This window comes from Pseudomonas sp. 14P_8.1_Bac3, from assembly GCF_025466085.1.
Taxonomy (GTDB): domain Bacteria; phylum Pseudomonadota; class Gammaproteobacteria; order Pseudomonadales; family Pseudomonadaceae; genus Aquipseudomonas.
This window is the reverse complement of the sequence record NZ_JANLOD010000074.1, coordinates 170,930-193,036: the sequence shown is the minus strand read 5'-3', so window position 1 is coordinate 193,036 and position 22,107 is coordinate 170,930. Positions and strand designations below refer to the sequence as shown.

The window sequence follows — 22,107 nt, the reverse complement described above, 5'->3', positions numbered from 1 at the left end:
TGTAGGAGCGAGTCTGCTCGCGAAAAACCCCGAGAACGCCGCGGGGTGTCTGGTTTCCCGCATTATCGTTGACGTCCATCGCCAGCGCTCAAGTCCGCTTACCCGGCGAGCCAGTCCCTACCGCGCCAGGCTCAGCCTCGGACGGATGCAACGCCTCCCACAACTCCGCCGCTCCAGGAAATTCCGTCCCATCCTCGGCACTCAAATCGTCCGGATCATAACGGCTCAGACACCCCTCCCCCAACGTGGCGGGCGCCTTGGAAACAGCCTTGTCCAGTGGATCAGCCATGCTCATGTCCTCAGTGCAGAAACGGCGAAGGGCCTGAAGCGATTGAACGCCCAGACCCTTCGAATTTCAACCGTGTCGTGCAGCTATCAGAACACCACGGTCTTGTTGCCATGCACCAGCACACGATCTTCCAAGTGATAACGCAGACCACGCGCCAACACCATCTTCTCGACATCACGGCCGAAACGCACCATGTCTTCGATGCTGTCGCTGTGGCTGACACGCACAACGTCCTGCTCGATGATCGGGCCGGCATCCAGCTCTTCCGTCACGTAGTGACACGTTGCGCCGATCAACTTCACCCCACGCAGGGACGCCTGGTGATACGGCTTGGCGCCGACGAACGACGGCAGGAAGCTGTGGTGAATGTTGATGACCTTGTGCGCATATTCACTGCACAACTCCGGCGGCAGGATTTGCATGTAACGGGCAAGTACCACCACTTCGGCATCGTGCTGTTTGACCAGGCGCGAGACTTCGGCGAACGCCGGCTCCTTATCCTGAGGATTGACCGGCACGTGGTAGTAAGGAATACCGTGCCACTCGACCATACTGCGCAGATCGTCATGGTTGGAAATCACGCAAGAGATTTCGCAGTCCAGTTCATCGCTGTGCCAGCGGTGCAGCAGGTCGGCCAGGCAATGAGACTCGCGGCTGGCCATCAACACCACGCGCTTTTTCTGCGCGGTATCGGTGATACGCCAGTTCATCGAGAACTCTTCGGCAATTGGCGCAAACGCTTCGCGGAAAGCCTCGATGCCGAAAGGCAGCGAATCGGCCCGAATTTCGTGACGCATGAAAAACCAGCCACTCAGATTGTCCGAGTGGTGGCTCGCTTCAGTGATCCAGCCGTTATGTGACGCCAGAAAGTTACTGACTTTAGCAACGATACCGACGCGGTCCGGGCAAGCGATCACCAGCCGAAAAGTGCGCATGAGGGGGAAACTCCAGAACTTCGCAAAGGCCGCCATTCTAGCGGCTGTGTAGCAAAACTGCAGTATTGATGACGCCTTGCGTCGCGCTTCAGTGAGGGCACCCGCGCTGCGCCCGCATTGAAAGTGCCCGCTCACCCGCGCAATGGTGATTTTGTCGGCCATCTTCAAGTGCAGATTTGTGAGTATCTGTGATACCTGCATCACACTATTTAACTGCACAACCAGTCTGCGGCCTAATCCCCACAACTAATTTAAATAAACCCCGGTTTAATGTTTACTTGATGAAACAGCCTGACTATTATTGCCGCACTGTCCCCTGCCACCCAGCGCCCTAACATAAGGTAGTCCTCATGTCCTTGATCAACGAATATCGTGCCACCGAAGAAGCTATCAAAGAGCTGCAAGCCCGTTTGAAGAACCTGTCCCAAGACGACAAATTGCAAACCGAGCTGGAATTCGAAGGCAAACTGCGCACCTTGATGGGCGAATACTCCAAGTCCCTGCGTGACATCATCGCGCTGCTGGATCCAGAATCCAAATCCAAAGCACCACGCGGCGGCGCAGTAAAAACTACTGGTACCAAGCGCGCTCGCAAAGTTAAACAATACAAAAACCCGCACAACGGCGAAGTCATCGAAACCAAAGGTGGCAACCATAAAACTCTGAAAGAGTGGAAAGCCAAGTGGGGCGGTGACGTGGTTGAAGGCTGGGCGACCCTGCTGGGCTAAGCCGCAACACTTTAAGCCGCGACAAAAAAACGCCAGCAAATCGCTGGCGTTTTTTTATGCCCGACATTCAGCGCCGGGTATTTTCATTTTCAAAGATTCAAACGTTTGCGTAATGCCTGGACATAATTGTTCCACTCGCCGAGCACCTCTTGCTGAAACGGCGTCGCAGTAACATGCAACTGGGCCGCGGCCTCTACAAAAGTTTCCAGGGTATTGGGCGCCCCCCATACCGGGTCTGACAAACGTTGCTGACAGAATATTCGCCAACGTTCTTGCTCTTCTAAACTCAACGTGTCGGGAAAGTTACGTGCGCGATATCGAAACAATAATTCAGGCAAACGTTCATCATCGAAAGGCCATTGTTGCTGCGCTAATTGCGCCGGCTCCGCCATTCTGACTTGCTCGCAAAGACGCCGGTCCCGATCACCGATAAAACCATCGTATAACTGCTGCTCAGGATCCTGGCTCTGGGTGAAATCTTCGCGGGCATAAATAGCCTGGACTTTATCTTGCCAAACTTGCTGTGCGTCACTTAGCCGCAGCGTGCGCGCCTCATAAAGCGCCATGTCCAGCCCCAGCCGCTGCTGATCATCGGGACGCAGGACCGACAACGGCGCGACCACCGGGCATTTGTTGATATGGACAAGCTTGAGCGGCACCGGCAATTCGCCTTCGGCCAAGTCTTCCCGACGGGTGTACAGACGCTGGCGCAGGGTCTCGGCGTCCAGATCGAGCAAGCCCTGTGGATCGAGGTGCAGGTCACAGACAATCAATGCGTTCTTGTTACGCGGGTGCCAGGCCAGCGGCAGCACCACGCCGACATAACTGCGGGCCGCCGAAAAGCGCCCGGAAATGTGCACCATCGGCTGTAACAGTCGAATCTGATCCATCACCTTTTGCTTGCTGCGCAACTGAAACAACCAGTCATACAGCCTCGGCTGCTTCTCTCGAATCAAACGGGCCAGGGCGATGGTAGCGCGAACGTCCGACAACGCTTCGTGGGCATTGCCGTGATCAATGCCATTGGCCGCGGTCAGGCGTTCCAGCTTGAGCGTCACCCGCCCTTCGTCATCCGTTGGCCAGACCAGGCCATCCGGGCGCAAGGCATACGCCGCGCGGACCACATCGATCAGGTCCCAGCGGCTGTTACCGCCCTGCCATTCCCGCGCGTAGGGGTCGAAAAAGTTGCGATACAGGCTGTAGCGGGTCATTTCGTCGTCGAAACGCAACGTGTTGTAACCCGCGCCACAGGTGCCGGGCGCTGCCAGTTGGGCATGCACCCGGGTCATGAAGTCAGCTTCGCTCAAACCGAGCCCGGCCAATTGGCCTGGCGTGATGCCAGTGATCGCGCAGGCCGCCGGGTGCGGCAGGATATCTTCGCTGGGCTGGCAGTACAGATTGACCGGCTCGTCTATGACATTGAGATCGAAATCAGTGCGCAGCCCGGCTACCTGCAGCGGCCGGTCGCAACGGGGGTTGATGCCAGTGGTTTCATAGTCGTACCAGAAGATGGAGGTCACAGGCTGTTCCTGAACGGATGATCGGCGAAGTCTAGGCGTTTGCATCCCGAACCGGCCAGCGATCTTGCATTCAAACATTTCCGACTACGCAACGTGCAATACATAGTTATGTCGTTTTCCCCCAAGAGACTGCTAGCATCGGTCGCACACAGAATCCCGATCAGGCCACATCATCAGGTAGCCCATGCTCGAGACCGCAGCACTGCCAAGGAAAGCGACGCTGTCCCCGCCACTGGATACGCGGTATCAGGTTGAAACGCCGGAAGGCATCGACCTGCCACTGCGCCCGGCCGGGTTGATGGTTCGTGCGCTGGCGTTCTCCATCGACCTCGGGCTGCGCGGGCTGATTCTCGGCCTGCTGTTCGTCGTCCTGGCCTTTCTCGGCAAACTCGGTGCCGGGCTGGGCTCGATCCTGTTGTTCGCCGTGAGCTGGTGGTACATGGTGCTGTTCGAGGTGCTCAATCAGGGCCGTTCGCCGGGCAAGCAGTGGATGGGCCTGCGGGTGGTGCAGGACGATGGTACGCCGATCGGCTGGTCCGCCTCGCTGTTGCGCAACCTGCTGCGCTTTGTCGATTTGTTGCCGTTCGGCTATTTCCTCGGCGCCCTCAGTTGCCTGCAACACCCCAATTTCAAACGCCTCGGCGACATCGCCGCCGGCACGCTGGTGATTTACCGCGAGCCACCGCTGACCCGGCCGCAACTGCCCGACATCGAACCGCGGCGCCCGCCCTTCGCCCTGACGCTGACTGAGCAACGCGCCGTCCTCGGCTTTGCCGAACGCCAGGGCGAACTCTCCGAAGCGCGAACCCGCGAACTCGCCGCCATCCTCGCGCAACCGTTGCAGGTGCCGGGGCCACGGGCGCTGGCGGAACTCAACGGCATCGCCCGCGGATTGTTGGGCCCCGCATGAAGCAAAGTCTTTTCGAAAATCGCCACCAGGCTGAATGGGTACAGTTTTCCCTCCTGCTCGACCGGCTGGAACGGAACAAGGACACCTCGCGGATCGCCAGTTTCCCAAAGGATTACCGAAGGCTTTGCCAGCACCTGGCGCTGGCTCGGGAGCGCGGTTACAGCAGTTTCCTCATCGATTCGTTGCAACAGCAGGTCCTGCGCGGGCATCAACAGTTGTATCGGCATCGCAGCCGCCTGGGCGCCAATGTACTGGGGTTCATCCTCGCCGATTTCCCGCGGCTGGTGCGTGAGCAGTGGCGTTTCGTGCTGGCCTCGAGCCTGCTGTTCTTTGGCAGCCTGATCGGTTTTGCGTTGCTGGTGTACCTGTTCCCGGACCTGATCTACAACCTGATCCCGGCCGAACAGGTCAGCGACATGCAAGGCATGTACGACCCGGTCGCCGGGCACCTCGGGCGCTCGGCGGAACGGGCGGCCAGCGAAGACTGGGTGATGTTCGGTTTCTACATCATGCACAACATCGGCATCGCCTTTCAGACCTTCGCCAGCGGTTTGCTGTTTGGGCTGGGCAGCGCATTTTTCCTGCTCTTCAACGGCTTGATGATCGGCGCGGTGGCCGGGCACCTGACGCAGATTGGCTACGGACAAACCTTCTGGTCGTTCGTGATCGGCCATGGAGCCTTCGAGCTCAGCGCGATTGCCCTCGCGGGTGCCGCTGGCCTGCAACTGGGCTGGGCACTGATCGCACCGGGTCGACTGCCCCGCGCCGAGGCCTTGCGCATCGCTGCGCGCAAGAGCGTGCTACTGATTTGCGGGGTCATGCTGTTTCTGTTGATTGCCGCGTTTATCGAAGCTTACTGGTCATCAATGACCAGCCCCGCGCCGCTGACCAAGTATCTGGTCGGCGCAGCGCTGTGGTGCCTGGTGGCGATGTACCTGCTGTTGGCCGGAAGGACCCGTCATGCGCCTGAGTGACGCAACCGTGGTGATCCGCCCGCGCAACACCTGGGAAGCCATGGACCTGGGCGTATTGCTGAGCCAGCGCCACCGCCGCCTGCTGATGAGCAGTTGGGCCGTCGTGACCCTGCCGCTGTTTGCGCTGCTCACCGTGCTGTTGTGGGATTCGCCCTCACTCGTCGTGCTCATCCTCTGGTGGCTGAAACCGGCGTTCGAGCGCCTGCCACTGTACATCCTGTCCAAAGCCATGTTCGGTGAAACGCCGACACTGACACAGGCACTGCGCCAATGGCCACGGTTATTAAAGCCACAATTGCTGGCCAGCCTGACCTGGCGACGCTTGAGCTTGAGTCGCAGCTTCCTCATGCCGGTGGTGCAACTTGAAGGTTTGAGTGGCCAGGCACGCCAACAGCGCCTGGCGGTGCTGGTACAACGTGGCGGCGGCGCCGCGCGATGGCTGACGATCATCGGCGCACATCTGGAAAGCGCCTTGTGGATTGGCCTGATGGTGCTGTTCTATCTGCTGCTGCCGCAGCAGGTCGAACGCGATTGGGGCTGGCAGACGTTGTTGTCCGCCGCCACCCACGAATGGCGCTGGCTGGAACACCTGACCAATGGGTTTTACATGCTGGTGCTGCTGGTATGGGAACCGATCTACGTGGCCTGCGGTTTCAGCCTTTACCTGAACCGGCGCACGGTGCTGGAAGCCTGGGACATCGAACTGGTATTCCGCCGCCTGCGCCAGCGTCTGAGCAGCGTCGCCATCACCCTGCTGCTGACGGCGTTTTCGCTGATGCCGACCGGGCAAAACGTCTGGGCTGCCGAGCCCACTGTTTCTCCCGACAGCCAGCGGCTGCTGGAGCAGCCGCTGACCAGCCAGGCGTCCCGGAACAGCATCAAGGCGATCCTCGATCAGCCGCCGTTCAAGAACAAGGAAACGGTCACCCGCTATCGTTTTGGCGAGGAAAAACCCAAGCGCGAAACCGCGGACGATGACAAGGAACCCGACTGGCTGAAGGCCCTGCTCAGGCTGCTGGAGAAGCAACGCTTCGGCGCCTTGGCGAGCGTGATTGAAGTGCTGCTGTGGGGCGCGGTGATCGGTGCGATCGGTCTGCTGCTCTGGCGTTACCGTGACTGGTTGCAGGCGTTCGTCAGCCGTCGACCTGCGCGGAAAGCCAAGCTCGGGCGGCCGGTGCCGCAACAGGCCTTCGGTCTGGACCTCAACCGAGAAACCCTGCCCGCCGATATCGCCGCCAGCGCCGAAAACCTCTGGCAATCCAACCCCCGCGAGGCCCTCGGTCTGCTCTATCGCGCCCTGCTCAGCCACTTGCTGCACGATTACAACATGGCGTTGAAACCCGCCGACACAGAAGGCCAGGTGCTACAGCGCGTCGAACAGTTGCAACAACCCGAGTTGCTGGCCTTCAGCAAAAACCTGACCGGACACTGGCAAAACATGGCCTATGGGCATCGGTTGCCCCCCGCACATTTGCAGCAGGAGTTGTGTGACCGCTGGCGAACCCTGTTCGGTCCGGGAGCGGCGCGTTGAACCGGCGGTTATGGCTCGTCGCCGGCGCGTGCATTGCGGTGCTGCTCGGCGCACTGAGTTTTTATCTGTACAGCAAGGCGACGCCATATTCGGCGGAGATCGATCACGGCCCTTCGCCGGAAGCCCAGGCCAACCCGTACCTGGCCGCTGAACACTTCCTGCGCAAGCAAGGCCTGAGTGTCAGCCACGCCAACGGCCTCGATGTCCTGCCCACCCTGGAACCGCGGCAACACAGCCTGCTATTGCTCGGCGACCGCTCCGGCATGACCCCGCGCCAGATCGATCAACTGCTGAACTGGACCCGTGCCGGTGGACGCCTGCTGTTTGTCGCCGAATCCATCTGGGATGAAAAACTCGGTCAGAGCCATGACCTGCTGCTCGACCGGGTGCAGATCCACCAGTTACTGAGTCAGGACCTCAAGGACTTGCCGCCGGATGCGGGAAAGGACCCTTACCCCAACCTGACCAAGCTCTATCTCGAGGACGAAAACGCGCCGGCTTACGCCACCTTCGATACCGCCTTCCACCTCGAAGACCCAAAGAACCTGGCACAAGCCTGGGCCAATAGCGGCAAGGCCACGCACATGATGCAGCTGAACCATGGGCTTGGTTCGATCATCGTGGTCACTGATGCCGACCTGTGGAAAAACCCGGCCATCGATCAGTACGACAACGCCTGGCTGCTCTGGTATCTGAGTGCCGACACGAACGTGACCCTGCTGTTCAACACCGATCACGACAACCTGCTGACGTTGTTGCTGCGGTATTTCCCCCAGGCGTTGGTCGCCCTCGTTGCCCTGATCCTGCTGGGTCTCTGGCATGTCGGCGTGCGTCAGGGGCCATTGATTGCGCCGGCGCCGAGCGCCCGTCGACAGCTTCAGGAGCACCTGCGTGCCAGCGCCGATTTCATGTGGCGCCGCACCGGGCAAGCCAGCCTGCTGCAAGCCTTGCAGCAAGACATTTTGCGGCGAGTGCGACGCCGTCATCCCGGTTTTGATCAACTCGGCGTTGCCGAACAATGGCTGGTGCTCGCACGCCTGACCGGCCACCCCACACGTGCTATCAGTCAGGCCATGGGCCCGCGACCCAAGCAACGGCTGTCCAGCGTTGAATTCAGCCGTCAGGTCGCCCACCTGCAATCCTTGAGGAATGCCATATGAGTGAAGAGATCGAGCCCGGCGCACCGAGCCACGCCGAGCAGCAACGCCAGCGCGCCAGCCAGCTGTCCCAGGCGATCAGGGCCGAACTGCAAAAAGCCGTGATCGGCCAGGACACGGTGATCAACGATGTGCTCACCGCGCTGATCGCCGGCGGCCACGTGCTGCTCGAAGGTGTGCCGGGACTCGGCAAAACCTTATTGGTGCGCGCCCTCGCCCGCTGCTTCGGCGGTGAGTTCGCACGCATCCAGTTCACCCCGGACCTGATGCCCAGCGACGTCACCGGGCACGCGGTGTACGACTTGCAGACCGAGCAATTCAAACTGCGCAAAGGGCCGCTGTTCACCCACCTGTTGCTGGCCGACGAAATCAACCGCGCCCCGGCGAAAACCCAGGCGGCGCTGCTCGAAGCCATGCAGGAACGCCAGGTCACCCTTGAAGGCCGAGCGCTGCCCATCGCGCAGCCGTTCATGGTGCTCGCCACGCAAAACCCCATCGAACAGGAAGGCACTTATCCCCTGCCGGAAGCCGAGCTCGACCGCTTCATGCTCAAGGTGCGCATGGACTACCCCGATGCAGAGCAAGAGTTGGACATGGTGCGGCAGGTCAGCCGTTCGACCCGGGCCGACATGCTCGACGTGCAGCCGCTGCGCACCGTGTTGCAGGCCAAGGATGTGCTGGCCTTGCAGCGCATCGCCAGCGATCTGCCGCTGGACGATCAGGTCCTCGACTACGCGGTACGCCTGGCCCGCGCCACCCGCACCTGGCCCGGCCTGACCCTCGGCGCCGGCCCTCGGGCGTCTATCGCGCTGGTACGCTGCGCACGGGCCCGGGCCTTGTTGCGTGGTGGCGAGTTCGTGATTCCGGATGACATCAAAGGCTGTGCGCTGGCGGTGTTGCGCCATCGGGTGCGGATTGCGCCGGAGCTGGATATCGAAGGGCTGGAGGTCGACCAGGTGTTGCGTCAGCTACTCGATCAAGTGCCGGCGCCGCGCTTGTGAAACCCTCGCGCCTGCTGCTGGTCTGGCTGGCGTTGCTGCTGGTCATCGGCATTGTGCTGGGCACCTGTCGGGCGTTGGATATCGCCGTACCGTCCACGCTGGTGTCGATTCACTGGGGATTGTTGCTGGCGTTGCTCGCCCTGGCGGTGCTCGATGCTGTGCGGGTCAAACGCCTGCCATCGCCGCGAATCCAACGCCACATGCCCGGCAGCCTGGCGCTCGGGCGCTGGAGCGACGTGCGACTCGAGGTCGAGCATGACGTTTCCCAGCCATTGATCATTGAGGTGTTCGACCATGTCCCCGACGGCCTGAGCTTCGAACATCTACCGCTGTCCGTCGAGCTGCAACCCGGCCAGCAAAGCCAGATCGGCTACCGCGTGCGTCCGCTCAACCGCGGCCACTTCACTTTCGAACACTGCGAAATCAACTTGCCCAGTCCGATGGGGCTGTGGACAGACAAGCGCCTGTCCAACGTCTCCGACAACACCCGCGTTTATCCCGACTTCGCCCGCCTCTATGGCGGACAACTGTTGGCGGTGGATAACTGGCTCAGCCAACTGGGCGTGCGTCAGCGGCATCGGCGCGGGCTGGGACTGGAGTTTCATCAGCTGCGGGAATTTCGCGAAGGCGACAGCCTGCGTCAGATCGACTGGAAGGCCACCGCCCGCCAGCGCACGCCGATTGCCCGCGAATACCAGGACGAACGCGACCAGCAGATCCTGTTCATGCTCGATTGTGGCCGACGCATGCGCAGCCAGGACGGCGAGCTGACGCATTTCGACCACGCGCTCAATGCCTGCCTGTTGCTGAGCTATGTCGCCCTGCGCCAGGGCGATGCGGTGGGACTTGGCACGTTTGCGGCCGAACCACCGCGCTACCTCGCGCCGGTGAAGGGGGCCGGACAACTCAACGTCCTGCTCAACAGCGTCTATGACCTGAACAGCACTCAACGCAGCGCCGACTATCAAGCTGCGGCGACGCAACTGTTGGCCCGACAAAAGCGCCGCTCGCTGGTGGTCCTGGTGACCAACCTGCGGGACGAGGACGACGATGAACTGCTCACCGCCGTCAAACGCCTGAGCCAGCAGCATCGGGTACTGGTGGCGAGCTTGCGCGAAACGGTTCTCGACAGTTTGCGTCAGACACCGGTGCAAACCTTGTCGGAAGCGTTGACCTATTGCGGGACGGTGGATTATCTCAACGTGCGCAACGAACTGCATGAACGGTTGAACGCGCACGGCGTGCCGGTGCTGGATGCAAACCCCCACGAGCTGGGCGCCGCGCTGGTCACCCGCTACCTGGAATGGAAGAAGGCCGGCGTCTTCTGACACCCCGGACCTGTAGGAGCGAGCTTGCTCGCGATGGTAGCCCAGACAACGCTGGCATCCAGACACCCGCGCGTCACCGTTGACGTCCATCGCGAGCAAGCTCGCTCCTACAGGGGTTGCGGTTTTGCCTACAGATCAACCAGAATCCGCCGACTTGTGCGCCTGTTGGACGCCACGTAACTTGATCCGCATCGCTGATTCCAGCGATCGGGTTTAGTCGCCCGTCGGATATATGGATGTGCACAAGTGTCATGAAGTCAGGTACTCCCCATCCCTGACGTTTATGGCGGCTGTGCGCAGGGCGCCCTCGGGCGCGCCGGTTTTCCATATTCCCCGGTCGACTAACCTGCGTTCAGCCGCCACCCTTCGTTTAGTCGCGAGGGGGTGACAGCTTCATTAGAGGTAATGAATATGCCCAAGCACACCCCCAATCCCCCCGAACGCGGCATGTCGATGTTCACCGTCGATCCCGATGCCGACCCCGGATCCATCGCCATCCAGGCCTTCGAAACCTTCTGCTCCGTCAACGACCTGCTGCTCGACCTGGCCGACAGCCTCGACGACAAAGCCCGCCACATGGCCATGGCGATTTATCAACTGAGTGAGCTGGGATTGATGCTGGTAGAGAAATCCCTGGAAACCGGGCAGCCGAGTACCGCGGTCTAGCGTTTGGCACATTCAGAGAGGTCGTATGGGCGGACGCCTTCGCGAGCAAGCCCGCTCCCACACTGGATCTGCGTCGGACACAAATCCGTTCACAAGGAGATCGAGTGTGGGAGCGGGCTTGCTCGCGAAGGCGTCGCTTCAGACAACGCTGTTTCAGGCAGACGCAGGCATCGGCTGAAAACTGAAGTACTGTTTCAACGCCTCCACCAGATCCGCATACTCCGGCGGCGCCCGCTGCAGGCTGAACCCGGCGTCGTAATGGTGGGGAGTGGCGTCTTCATGGCACCACAGACAACAAGCCCTGAAGTCGATGACTTGCTGGCAGCCATCGGCCATGGGGATCTTCAGGCGCAACTCGAAATCCGCACCGATCATCATCGGTAACTGACTGATGAGCATCAGCCCGTCTTCGGAGACGTTGCCCAGAAACCCTATCGGCTTGTCGGTGACGCTATTGAACACTTTCAGAAAATACGGCAGTTGATGCCGCTCGATCCGGCGGTCAGTGAACATGCTGAATTCGCTACGCAAGGCCCTTAAGCAGAGCCGCACTAATGCTTCGGAACGGGCCTGCCTGTACGGGCATGGGCGCGCTCTCCCCGTTCTCGGTGCGACAGTCGGTACTTCGCTGTCACTGACTTCTGCCGATCACAGGTGTTGCCTCGGTTCAGAGGCGAGGCTCTGGCACCGGTCTATTCGACTATAGCTCACCGTCACGGGTGAGCCAGCCTTTGTATGACAAGTGCAATCAGAAGCGCGTCGGGCGCACGGCCGCCGCTGTGCTACGCAGCGGGTAGTGGCCCAGGGACTGCAAGGTTTCCAGGCGGGCCTGGGCGCGGTAGGCGTATTCGCTCTGCGGGTACGACGCGATAATGAACTGGTAGGTCTGCGCCGCATCGACGAACAGTTTCTGCCGTTCCAGGCACAAACCGCGCAGCATCGACACTTCCGGCCACACATAAGGCCGCGCGCGGCTGTCGCGTTCGACTTTCGACAGTTCGAGGGTCACCTGCTCGCAATTGCCCCGATCGTATGCTTTGTAGGCATTGTTCAAATGATGGTTCATCGCAAAACGGGTGCAGCCCACAACACTGAGGGCAAGGACGGCTATGAGCGCAAATCGCATGAGGGTTCTCCTGTCTTGAGCTCTTTATCGACCCGTTGGCGGAAATCTTCAGGCTGCCTGTCGCCAAAAGTATTCATTAAAGAAAGAAGCTAATAAGTAGTGCACATGAACAATGACTACAACTGGAGAGCATAGTAGCCTCACTCAGCGCTTGAACTCAGGAGTCTTTGCATGTCCGTCCGTCGTACCAAAATCGTCGCTACCCTTGGCCCGGCCAGTAACTCGCCGGAAGTTCTCGAACAGCTGATTCTGGCTGGCCTGGACGTCGCCCGCCTGAACTTTTCCCACGGCACGCCCGACGAGCACAAGGCTCGCGCGAAGCTGGTGCGTGACCTCGCCGCCAAGCACGGCCGCTTCGTCGCCCTGCTGGGTGACCTGCAAGGCCCGAAAATCCGCATCGCCAAATTCGCCAACAAGAAGATCGAGCTGAAGATCGGTGATCAATTCACCTTCTCCACCAGCCATCCTCTGACCGAAGGCAACCAGCAAGTGGTCGGCATCGACTACCCGGACCTGGTCAAGGACTGCGGCGTGGGCGACGAGCTGCTGCTCGACGACGGCCGCGTGGTGATGCGCGTCGAAACCGCGACCGCCACCGAACTGAACTGCGTCGTGACCATTGGCGGCCCGCTGTCCGACCACAAAGGCATCAACCGTCGCGGTGGCGGTCTGACCGCGCCGGCCCTGACCGAGAAAGACAAGGCGGACATCAAGCTCGCTGCGGAAATGGAAGTCGACTACCTCGCCGTGTCCTTCCCGCGTGACGCCGCCGACATGAACTACGCCCGCCAGCTGCGCGACGAAGCCGGCGGCACCGCCTGGCTGGTGGCGAAGATCGAGCGCGCCGAAGCCGTGGCCGACGACGAAACCCTTGATGGCCTGATCCAGGCTTCCGACGCCGTGATGGTGGCCCGAGGTGACCTGGGCGTGGAAATCGGCGACGCCGAGCTGGTGGGCATTCAGAAGAAAATCATTCTGCACGCACGCCGCCACAACAAGGCGGTGATCGTCGCGACGCAGATGATGGAGTCGATGATCCAGAACCCGATGCCGACCCGCGCCGAAGTGTCCGACGTGGCCAACGCCGTGCTCGACTACACCGACGCCGTGATGTTGTCCGCCGAGTCTGCTGCCGGTCTGTATCCGCTTGAAGCCGTGCAGGCGATGGCGCGCATCTGCGTCGGCGCTGAAAAGCACCCGACTGGCAAGACCTCCAGCCACCGCATCGGCAAGGAATTCACCCGCTGCGACGAAAGCATTGCGCTGGCAACCATGTACACCGCCAACCACTTCCCGGGTGTGAAGGCGATCATTGCGTTGACCGAAAGCGGCTACACCCCGCTGATCATGTCGCGTATCCGTTCTTCGGTGCCGATCTACGCGTACTCGCCGCACCGCGAAACCCAGGCGCGCGCCGCGATGTTCCGTGGCGTGTACACCATTCCGTTCGACCCGGCCTCGCTGGAGCCGCACGAAGTCAGCCAGAAAGCGATCGACGAACTGGTCAAGCGCGGCGTCGTGGAAAAAGGCGACTGGGTCATCCTGACCAAGGGCGACAGCTACCACACGACCGGCGGCACCAACGGGATGAAAATCCTGCACGTGGGTGACCCACAGGTCTGAGTGACCGGTTGCTGAAAGACAAAAGCCCCGCCATGTGAATGGCGGGGCTTTTTGCTTTCTGATCCTGATGGTGTGTTGGCTGTGCCGTCCCTTTCGCGAGCAAGCCCGCTCCCACAGGAGTTGGGCGGTGTACGCAGATCGACCGTGGGAGCGGGCTTGCTCGCGAAGAGGCCGGCAAGGTCAATAAAGACTTAATGCCGGTTGATGAACCCCGACAACGCCGCCACCGCCTCCGGCGAGCGCAACCGTTGAACGAACAACGCGCCCTCTTCCTCGATCACCTTGCGCAACTGCTCACGGTCCGGAGCCTTCATCAGTTGCTTGCTGATGCGCACCGCTTCCGGGGGTAGCGACTCGAAGCGCAACGCCACCTCCCGCGCCTTGGCCAGCGCCGCTTCGCCACTGCCCAGGGCTTCGGTGGCGATGCCCCAAGTGGCCGCTTGCTCTCCGCTGAAACCTTCGCCCAGCAGCAACAATTCTGCCGCTTTGGCGTGCCCGAGCAAACGTGGCAGGAGCAGACTGGAGGCAAACTCGGGGCATAAGCCGAGGTTGACGAACGGCATGCGCAATCGCGCGTCACGGCTGACATACACCAGGTCGCAGTGCAGCAGCAACGTCGTGCCGATGCCCACGGCAGCGCCGGCCACCGCGGCGATCACCGGTTTGCGGCAGTCGAGCAGGGTCAGCATGAACTGGAACACCGGGCTGTCGAGGCCGCTTGGCGGCTCCTGCAAGAAGTCGGCGATGTCGTTGCCGGCGGTGAAGCAGTCGCTCGATCCGGTGATCAGGACGGCGTTGACTTCCGGGTCGGCGTCCGCCTGTTTCAGCGCTTCGGCCAGGCGGCTGTACATGGCGCGGGTCAGGGCGTTTTTCTTGTCGGGGCGGTTCAAACGCAGGGTCAGCAGGCCGCGTTCTTGTTCAATCTGGATCGCATCGGTCATGGAAGGTCTCGCGTCTGAATAGTCAGCGCTCAACCGCGAGGCAGGAAGACGTCGGCCAGCAGTTGATTGCGCGGCAGTCCCGCCAGGTAAAGGCGCCGGGCAAAGGCGTCGACGCTGTCGGGGGACCCGCAGAGTAAGGCCTGGGTTTGCCGGGAAACAAGCCTCAGTTGCGCCAAAGCCGCAGGCAACTCGGTCGGCGTCCACAGTTCGACACTGAGATTCGGTCGGCTCGCGGCCATGGCCTGCAAGGGTTTGGCCAGATAATGCTCATCGGCATCATGGGCCAGGTGAATCACGCGGATCGCGCCCTGATGATCCTGGCGCAGAGCCTCGCGCAGGACCCCGAACAGCGGGCCGAGCCCGGTGCCTGCGGCCATCAGCCAGAGTGGCCGGGCGTGCCAGTCCGGGTCGTAATGCAAGCCCCCGCCGCGTAACTCACCGAGCCGCAGCCCATCGCCGATCTTCAACTGACGGGCGGCGTCACTGAATTCGCCGGGTTGGCGGCAGTCGAGGTGAAATTCCAGAAAGCGGTCTTCTTCCGGCAGGCTGGCCAGCGAATAGGGGCGCGCCACGTGGCCCGCCCACAACACCAGGTGCTGCCCGGCGCTGTAGCGCAACGGCCGTTGCGGGGTCAGGCGCAGGCGCAAAACATGGCGACTCAACCAATCGACGGCGGCGACCTCGGCCGGGCGGCCATCCTGCAGCGGATCGAAGGTGTGCACCTGTAAATCCTCGATCACCTGACACTGGCAGGCCAGGCGCCAGCCTTGCTGACGCTGCTCGGCGCTCAAGGCATCGGGCCGGGTGTCGCTCGGCAACCCGTCCGTGCACTGCACCAGACAGGCGTGACAACTGCCGGCGCGGCAGCTGTAGGGAACGGCCACGCCGTTCTGGTTCAAGGCATCGAGCAAGTTGCTGCCAGACGCCACCGACCAACGACGGTCGCCGACCCGTAACTCAGGCACCGACGTTCTCCCACGCCGCCGCGCAACGGTTGCGACCGCCGCGTTTGGCGCGATACAGCGCCTGATCGGCGCGCTGCAAGGCGTCGTCGAGATCGTCGCCCAGTTCGAGCAAGGTCATGCCCGCCGACAGGCTGAGATTGCCCACTTTCAGGCCGATCAATTCGACGTCTGTGAAGGCGATGCGCAGTCGCTCGCAACAGGACGTCAGGCGCTCGGTGCTGCAATCAGGCAACAGCAACACGAACTCTTCGCCGCCATAACGGGCCAGCACGTCACCCTCGCGCAAGCAGGCGCTGGCGACACCAGCGAAGGCTTGCAGCACCTGGTCACCGGCCGCGTGGCCGTGCACATCGTTGATGCGTTTGAAGTGGTCGAGGTCGATCAGCGCCAGGCCATGGACAATGCCGGGCTCCATGGCGTTGAGCTCACGAGTGGCCAGGCGCAGGAAATGCCGGCGGTTGAACAGCCCGGTCAATTCGTCGGTGGCCACCAGGTCTTCGAGCTGGCGCATCATCCCGCGCAGGGTGTCCTGATGCGCCTGCAAGGCGAACCGGCGCTGACGCATCCGCTGGCGGGAGGCCTGGACGTAGCGGGCATAAAGCTCCAGCCAGACCAGGACGATAAACAGCACGCACACCTGCAACGCCGCCAGCGCCGGGTCGGCCAGTTCGAAATGGTAGCCCTCCCACAGCGTGATCGCGCTGAAACTGAAGAACACCAGCAGCGCACACCGCGCAAAGGCCCGGCGTGACAGGTGAAACAGCCCGAACAGCAGGATCAGCACATAGAACACCAGGAACGCGCCACGGGCCTCATCCAGATTGGCGATCAGCCAGGATTGCCAGCCCAGCCCGAGCAGCACTTGCGCTTCGGTCAGGCTGGGATCGCTGAAGCGCAGGTTCCAGCCGCTGTAGAACACGGCGAACAGGGTTGCCTGGGAGATGACCACCAAGGCACTGCCGACGGTGACATTGGCCAGGGACTGATCGTAATGGCCGGTGAAAAACGCCAGCCACAGCAGCAGTAAAGCCAGGGCATAGGTGCCGGCTGCGAGGGCAAAGCGTTTGAGCAAAAGGCGCTGGATGGCGTTATGGGTCAATCGTTGACTCACCGTGCGAAAGGAGGCTGACCGAGTGTCCTACTCTACAGACCGAATGCCACTTTAGTGGCGAGCCGGATAAATGACCATTCAATTTTCGGGCTAAAAACTGGCGTCAAGGGCATGACTTTAGATCCTCCCCCCATTTATGCAGACACCCCGACCTGTAGGAGCCGAGCTTGCTGGCGATAGCGATCTGATATTCAACATTTATCTCGGCTGTTACACCGCTATCGCCAGCAAGCTCCGACACCTACAGGTGAGTGCGCGTTCGCCAGCTTGGTCCGTACGACCAACGATTGACTGCCGGCGCGTGTACCCGCCAGCGAGGCGCGCTATACTGCCGCGCCTTTTTAGCGTCGCGCCAGCATGCCGGCGTGCCTTGAAAGGTGCTTGCAACCGACCGATGCACCCAAGCTGCAAGCACCTTATTGAATGTTCCCGTCTTTTAGAGGAGCGCGACTCATGACCGTGATCAAGCAAGACGACCTGATTCAGAGCGTTGCCGACGCCCTGCAATTCATTTCCTATTACCACCCCGTTGACTTCATCCAGGCGATGCACGAAGCCTACCTGCGCGAAGAATCGCCAGCAGCCCGCGATTCGATGGCGCAGATCCTGATCAACTCGCGCATGTGCGCCACCGGCCACCGTCCGATCTGCCAGGACACCGGCATCGTCACCGTGTTTGTCCGTGTCGGCATGGACGTGCGTTGGGATGGCGCCACCATGGGCCTGGACGACATGATCAACGAAGGCGTGCGCCGGGCCTACAACCTGCCGGAAAACGTCTTGCGTGCCTCGATCCTCGCCGACCCGGCGGGCGCTCGCAAAAACACCAAGGACAACACCCCGGCCGTGATCCACTACTCCATCGTTCCGGGTAACACCGTGGAAGTGGACGTGGCAGCCAAGGGCGGCGGCTCCGAGAACAAGTCGAAGATGGCCATGCTCAACCCGTCCGACTCGATCGTCGACTGGGTACTGAAGACCGTTCCGACCATGGGTGCCGGCTGGTGCCCACCGGGCATGCTGGGCATCGGCATCGGCGGCACGGCCGAGAAAGCCGCGGTGATGGCCAAGGAAGTGTTGATGGAATCCATCGACATCCACGAGCTGAAAAAGCGCGGCCCGTCCAACCGTATCGAAGAGATGCGCCTGGAGCTGTTCGAGAAGGTCAACCAGCTGGGCATCGGCGCCCAGGGCCTGGGTGGCCTGACCACCGTGCTCGACGTGAAGATCATGGACTACCCGACCCACGCCGCCTCCCTGCCGGTGTGCATGATCCCGAACTGCGCCGCTACCCGTCACGCGCACTTCGTGCTCGACGGTTCCGGCCCGGCTTCGCTGGAAGCGCCACCGCTGGACGCCTACCCGGAAATCGTCTGGGAAGCCGGCCCGTCGGCCCGTCGCGTCAACCTCGACACCCTGACCCCGGAAGAAGTGCAAAGCTGGAAGCCGGGCGAAACCGTCCTGCTCAACGGCAAGATGCTCACTGGTCGCGACGCCGCGCACAAGCGCATGGTCGAGATGCTGAACAAGGGTGAAACCCTGCCGGTGGACCTCAAGGGTCGCTTCATCTATTACGTGGGCCCGGTTGATCCGGTGCGCGAAGAAGTGGTGGGGCCTGCCGGTCCGACCACCGCAACGCGGATGGACAAGTTCACCCGTCAGATCCTCGAGCAAACCGGCCTGCTGGGCATGATCGGCAAATCCGAACGCGGCCCGACCGCCATCGACGCGATCAAGGACCACAAGGCGGTTTACTTGATGGCAGTGGGCGGCGCGGCTTACCTGGTGGCGCAAGCGATCAAGAAATCCCGCGTGGTCGCCTTCGCCGAACTGGGCATGGAAGCGATCTACGAGTTCGACGTCAAAGACATGCCGGTGACCGTTGCGGTCGACAGCAAGGGCGAGTCGGTACACATCACCGGTCCTGCCATCTGGCAGAAAAAGATCAGTGAAAGCCTGGCAGTGGAAGTGCAGTAAGCGCTTCGACTGACAGGAAAAGGCGACCGGAGCATGCTCCCGTCGCCTTTTTTTTGCCGACGCATCCCCTGTCGGAGCGAGCTCCTACAGGGGAAAGCGTGTGCATGGTATGGTGCGCCCCCTCCGTAAACAGTGTGTAACGCCCAGCATGTTCGAGTCCTCTCGCCCCTTGCGCCTGACGCTCTATACCGTGGTGATCCTCGCCGGCACCGTCCTGGCCGCGACCCTGGCCACGCGCCACGCCGAGCGCCAGGCACTGGTGGAAGACGCGGCCCGTGCCAATCAGCAACTGGGCCTGTACGCCACCTCCCTGCACACCCTGATCGAACGTTACCGCGCGCTGCCCGCGGTGCTGGCGCTGGACCCGGAGTTGCGCTCGGCGCTCAACGGCCCGGTCACGCCCGAACAGCAGGACGCGCTGAATCGCAAACTGGAAAAGATCAACGGCGCGGCCGACTCCTCGACCCTGGAACTGCTCGATCACACCGGCCTCGCCGTGGCGGCGAGCAACTGGCGCCTGCCCAGCAGCTACGTCGGTCACAATTACGGCTTCCGTCCGTATTTCAGCCAGACCCGCACCCAAGGCACCGGGCGTTTTTACGCGGTGGGCGTGACCAGCGGCATTCCCGGTTATTTCCTGTCCAGCGCGGTGACCGCGGACGATGGCCGGTTCCTCGGCGCCATGGTGGTGAAACTCGAGTTTCCCGAACTGGAACGCGAATGGCGCCAGGGCAGCGACACCCTGCTGGTCAGCGACGCCCGAGGCATTGTCTTCATCGCCAACCAGCCGGGCTGGCGCTATCGCCTGCTGAAACCGCTCGATGACAGTGATCACGCCGAACTCAAGGCCACCCGTCAATACGACAAACAACCGCTGACGTTGCTGGACTATCAGTCCCTGCGCCGCTTCGACGACAACAGCGAACTGGCGCGGGTCGATGGTCCGGACGGTAACGCGGATTACCTGTGGGAATCCCTGCCGCTCGCCGCCGAAGGCTGGACCCTGCACCTGCTGCGCCGGCCGCAGGTGGCGTTCGAGGACACTCGCAACGCCGCGCTCGCCGCCGCCGGCCTGTGGCTGACCCTGGTGTTTCTGCTGCTGTTCCTCAACCAGCGCTGGCGCCTGGCGAAAATGCGCCAGCGCAGCCGTGAAGAACTCGAACAACTGGTGGAAGAACGCACCCGTGACCTGCGCACCGCCCAGGACGGCCTGGTGCAATCGGCCAAACTCGCGGCGCTCGGGCAGATGTCGGCGGCGCTGGCCCACGAGATCAATCAGCCACTGACCGCGCAGCGCATGCAACTGGCGACCTTGCGCCTGTTGCTCGATCACGGCCGGGTGGACGACGCCTACAAGGCGCTGAAACCGGTGGATGACATGCTGACGCGCATGGCGGCCCTTACCGGCCACCTGAAAACCTTCGCCCGCAAAAGCCCCAGCGGCCTGCGCGAACGCCTTGACCTCGCGGCGGTGGTTGACCAATCGCTGCAACTGCTCGACACCCGTCTGCGCGATGAACAGGTCAGCACCGTGCTGCACCTGACCCGCCCGGCGTGGGTGCGCGGTGATGCGATTCGCCTGGAACAAGTGCTGATCAATCTGCTGCGCAACGCCCTGGACGCGATGCAGGACAAACCCTGCAAACGCCTGGAAATCCGCCTCGAAGCCGACGAACAGCTGTGGCGCCTGAGCGTCATCGATAACGGCAGCGGCATTGCGGATGAAAACCTCGCGAAGGTCTTCGACCCGTTTTTCACCACCAAACCGGTGGGCGATGGCCTGGGCATCGGTCTGGCCGTATCCTTTGCCATCGTTCACGAATCCGGCGGACGCCTGAGCGCCAACAATCACGCCAACGGCGCGGTGTTCACCGTCACCCTGCCCATCGATCCGGAGGTCGCTGGCCCATGCTGAGTTCCGTGATGGTAGTCGACGACGAAAGCAGCATCCGCAGCGCCGTCGAACAATGGCTGAGCCTGTCGGGGTTCGAGGTGCAGCTGTTCAGCCGTGCCGATGAATGCCTGGCGCAATTGCCCAGGCATTTTCCCGGCGTGATCCTCAGCGACGTGCGCATGCCCGGCATGACGGGCCTGGAATTGCTGGCCGAGGTGCAGCGGCGCGACGCCGATCTGCCGGTGATCCTGCTGACCGGCCACGGCGATGTGCCGATGGCGGTCGACGCCATGCGCGATGGCGCCTACGACTTCCTCGAAAAACCCTTCAGCCCGGAAACCCTGCTTGGCAGTTTGCGCCGTGCATTGGACAAGCGCCGGCTGGTCCTGGAAAACCGTGCCCTGCACGAGCAGGCGGACAATCGCGCCAAACTCGACGCGACATTGCTTGGCGTCTCCCGTGGTTTGCAAACCCTGCGCCGGCAAGTGCTGGACCTCGCAGCGCTGCCGGTCAACGTGTTGATCCGCGGCGAAACCGGCAGCGGCAAGGAATTGGTCGCCCGTTGCCTGCATGACTTCGGCCCACGCGCCGACAAGCCGTTTGTTGCGCTCAATTGCGCGGCGATTCCCGAGCAGTTGTTCGAAGCCGAGTTGTTCGGCCACGAGAGCGGCGCGTTTACCGGTGCCCAGGGTAAACGTATCGGCAAGCTCGAATACGCCGATGGCGGCACGCTGTTTCTCGATGAGATCGAAAGCATGCCGCTGGCCCAGCAAGTCAAATTGCTGCGGGTGTTGCAGGAACAGAAGCTGGAACGCCTGGGTTCCAATCAGAGCATTCGCGTGGATTTGCGGATCATCGCCGCGACCAAACCCGATCTTCTGGACGAGGCGCGGGCCGGGCGCTTTCGCGAGGACCTGGCGTATCGTCTGAACGTTGCCGAGCTGCGCTTGCCACCGTTGCGCGATCGCCGTGAAGATATCCCGCTGCTGTTCGAGTCGTTTGCGCAGAGCGCTGCCGAGCGTTTGGGCCGTACCCTTCCACCGCTGAGCGGGCCACAGCTGAGCCATCTGCTCAGCCACGACTGGCCGGGCAATGTGCGGGAACTGGCGAACGTCGCAGAGCGCCAGGTACTGGGGCTGGGCGAGCCGGAGCCGGTCGGCGTCGAGCCGGGACAATCGCTGGCGGCCCAGCAGGAAGCGTTCGAGGCCCAATGTCTGCGCGCGGCGTTGACCCGGCACAAGGGCGATGTGAAGGCGGTGCTGGAAGAGTTGCAACTGCCGCGCCGGACGTTCAATGAAAAGATGCAGCGACATGGGCTCAATCGCGAGATGTTTGTGCCAGGCAGTTGAATGTTCAGTGTCTGGACTGGCCTCTTCGCGGGCAAGCCCGCTCCCACATTTGGACGCTGTACAGCGGACCATTGTGGGAGCG

General features: G+C 61.9%; 19 protein-coding genes and 1 pseudogene. 12 read left to right on the top strand and 8 right to left on the bottom strand.

What is annotated here, in order from left to right; translation table 11 throughout:
* Positions 1–88: 88 nt before the first annotated feature.
* Together NTD84_RS27460 and purU are read right to left on the bottom strand one after the other, a co-directional pair.
* Positions 89–289 (bottom strand): hypothetical protein, encoded by a 201-nt coding sequence (locus NTD84_RS27460; protein ID WP_262172207.1) that lies wholly within the window; start codon positions 287–289, stop codon positions 89–91.
* A gap of 86 nt (positions 290–375) precedes the next feature.
* Positions 376–1,224 carry a formyltetrahydrofolate deformylase gene (gene purU / locus NTD84_RS27455; protein ID WP_262172206.1) on the bottom strand — a complete coding sequence of 283 codons (849 nt, stop codon included), beginning with the start codon at positions 1,222–1,224 and terminating at the stop codon, positions 376–378.
* A gap of 350 nt (positions 1,225–1,574) precedes the next feature.
* On the opposite strand from purU, the gene mvaT reads away from it, so the two are divergent.
* Entirely contained in the window at positions 1,575–1,952 is a 378-nt protein-coding gene (mvaT, locus tag NTD84_RS27450; protein ID WP_007945872.1) for a histone-like nucleoid-structuring protein MvaT, read from the top strand.
* 89 nt (positions 1,953–2,041) lie between these two features.
* On the opposite strand, the gene sbcB is transcribed toward mvaT, so the two are convergent.
* The gene (gene sbcB, locus NTD84_RS27445; protein WP_262172205.1) at positions 2,042–3,472 is read right to left on the bottom strand and encodes an exodeoxyribonuclease I; all 1,431 of its coding nucleotides are present in this window, start codon (positions 3,470–3,472) and stop codon (positions 2,042–2,044) included.
* A gap of 184 nt (positions 3,473–3,656) precedes the next feature.
* Here sbcB and NTD84_RS27440 point away from each other — a divergent pair, with 184 nt between their 5' ends.
* The 7 genes and pseudogenes from NTD84_RS27440 to NTD84_RS27410 all read left to right on the top strand — a co-directional run.
* The gene (locus NTD84_RS27440; RefSeq protein WP_262172204.1) at positions 3,657–4,382 is read left to right on the top strand and encodes an RDD family protein; all 726 of its coding nucleotides are present in this window, start codon (positions 3,657–3,659) and stop codon (positions 4,380–4,382) included.
* The gene (locus NTD84_RS27435) at positions 4,379–5,356 is read left to right on the top strand and encodes a stage II sporulation protein M (RefSeq protein WP_262172203.1); all 978 of its coding nucleotides are present in this window, start codon (positions 4,379–4,381) and stop codon (positions 5,354–5,356) included. The genes NTD84_RS27440 and NTD84_RS27435 overlap by 4 nt, the downstream gene beginning before the upstream one ends.
* Positions 5,343–6,887, top strand: a complete 1,545-nt coding sequence (locus NTD84_RS27430) for a DUF4129 domain-containing protein (RefSeq protein ID WP_262172202.1) — start codon at positions 5,343–5,345, stop codon at positions 6,885–6,887. The genes NTD84_RS27435 and NTD84_RS27430 overlap by 14 nt, the downstream gene beginning before the upstream one ends.
* Positions 6,884–8,047 carry a DUF4350 domain-containing protein gene (locus tag NTD84_RS27425; RefSeq protein WP_262172201.1) on the top strand — a complete coding sequence of 388 codons (1,164 nt, stop codon included), beginning with the start codon at positions 6,884–6,886 and terminating at the stop codon, positions 8,045–8,047. Before NTD84_RS27430 ends, NTD84_RS27425 begins: the two co-directional genes overlap by 4 nt.
* On the top strand, positions 8,044–9,045 hold the full coding sequence (locus tag NTD84_RS27420) for an AAA family ATPase (protein WP_262172200.1): 1,002 nt from the start codon (positions 8,044–8,046) through the stop codon (positions 9,043–9,045). Before NTD84_RS27425 ends, NTD84_RS27420 begins: the two co-directional genes overlap by 4 nt.
* Positions 9,042–10,373 carry a DUF58 domain-containing protein gene (locus NTD84_RS27415; protein ID WP_262172199.1) on the top strand — a complete coding sequence of 444 codons (1,332 nt, stop codon included), beginning with the start codon at positions 9,042–9,044 and terminating at the stop codon, positions 10,371–10,373. The genes NTD84_RS27420 and NTD84_RS27415 overlap by 4 nt, the downstream gene beginning before the upstream one ends.
* 438 nt (positions 10,374–10,811) lie before the next feature.
* A pseudogene (locus tag NTD84_RS27410) lies at positions 10,812–11,039 on the top strand (DUF6124 family protein); the annotation flags it as partial.
* Positions 11,040–11,192: 153 nt separating this feature from the next.
* Here the strand turns inward: NTD84_RS27410 and NTD84_RS27405 are convergent.
* Together NTD84_RS27405 and NTD84_RS27400 are read right to left on the bottom strand one after the other, a co-directional pair.
* Positions 11,193–11,552 carry a PilZ domain-containing protein gene (locus NTD84_RS27405; protein ID WP_262172198.1) on the bottom strand — a complete coding sequence of 120 codons (360 nt, stop codon included), beginning with the start codon at positions 11,550–11,552 and terminating at the stop codon, positions 11,193–11,195.
* Between the two features lie 235 nt (positions 11,553–11,787).
* Positions 11,788–12,165 (bottom strand): tetratricopeptide repeat protein, encoded by a 378-nt coding sequence (locus NTD84_RS27400; protein ID WP_262172197.1) that lies wholly within the window; start codon positions 12,163–12,165, stop codon positions 11,788–11,790.
* Positions 12,166–12,336: 171 nt separating this feature from the next.
* On the opposite strand from NTD84_RS27400, the gene pyk reads away from it, so the two are divergent.
* A complete protein-coding gene (gene pyk / locus NTD84_RS27395; RefSeq protein ID WP_262172196.1) occupies positions 12,337–13,788 on the top strand; it encodes a pyruvate kinase in 1,452 nt (483 codons plus the stop codon).
* Positions 13,789–13,979: 191 nt separating this feature from the next.
* On the opposite strand, the gene NTD84_RS27390 is transcribed toward pyk, so the two are convergent.
* From NTD84_RS27390 to NTD84_RS27380, 3 genes are read right to left on the bottom strand one after another with little or no spacing between them, the layout of a single operon-like run.
* A complete protein-coding gene (locus NTD84_RS27390; RefSeq protein ID WP_262172195.1) occupies positions 13,980–14,729 on the bottom strand; it encodes an enoyl-CoA hydratase-related protein in 750 nt (249 codons plus the stop codon).
* A gap of 29 nt (positions 14,730–14,758) precedes the next feature.
* On the bottom strand, positions 14,759–15,694 hold the full coding sequence (locus tag NTD84_RS27385) for an iron-sulfur-binding ferredoxin reductase (protein ID WP_262172194.1): 936 nt from the start codon (positions 15,692–15,694) through the stop codon (positions 14,759–14,761).
* Positions 15,687–16,793 (bottom strand): GGDEF domain-containing protein, encoded by a 1,107-nt coding sequence (locus NTD84_RS27380; RefSeq protein ID WP_262172193.1) that lies wholly within the window; start codon positions 16,791–16,793, stop codon positions 15,687–15,689. Before NTD84_RS27380 ends, NTD84_RS27385 begins: the two co-directional genes overlap by 8 nt.
* Before the next feature lie 465 nt (positions 16,794–17,258).
* Between NTD84_RS27380 and NTD84_RS27375 the strand changes: the two genes are divergently transcribed.
* From NTD84_RS27375 to NTD84_RS27365, 3 genes are all read left to right on the top strand, one after another.
* A complete protein-coding gene (locus NTD84_RS27375) occupies positions 17,259–18,782 on the top strand; it encodes a fumarate hydratase (protein WP_157713196.1) in 1,524 nt (507 codons plus the stop codon).
* Between the two features lie 148 nt (positions 18,783–18,930).
* Positions 18,931–20,697 (top strand): ATP-binding protein, encoded by a 1,767-nt coding sequence (locus NTD84_RS27370; RefSeq protein WP_262172192.1) that lies wholly within the window; start codon positions 18,931–18,933, stop codon positions 20,695–20,697.
* A complete protein-coding gene (locus NTD84_RS27365) occupies positions 20,691–22,025 on the top strand; it encodes a sigma-54-dependent transcriptional regulator (RefSeq protein ID WP_262172191.1) in 1,335 nt (444 codons plus the stop codon). Before NTD84_RS27370 ends, NTD84_RS27365 begins: the two co-directional genes overlap by 7 nt.
* Positions 22,026–22,107: the final 82 nt, after the last annotated feature.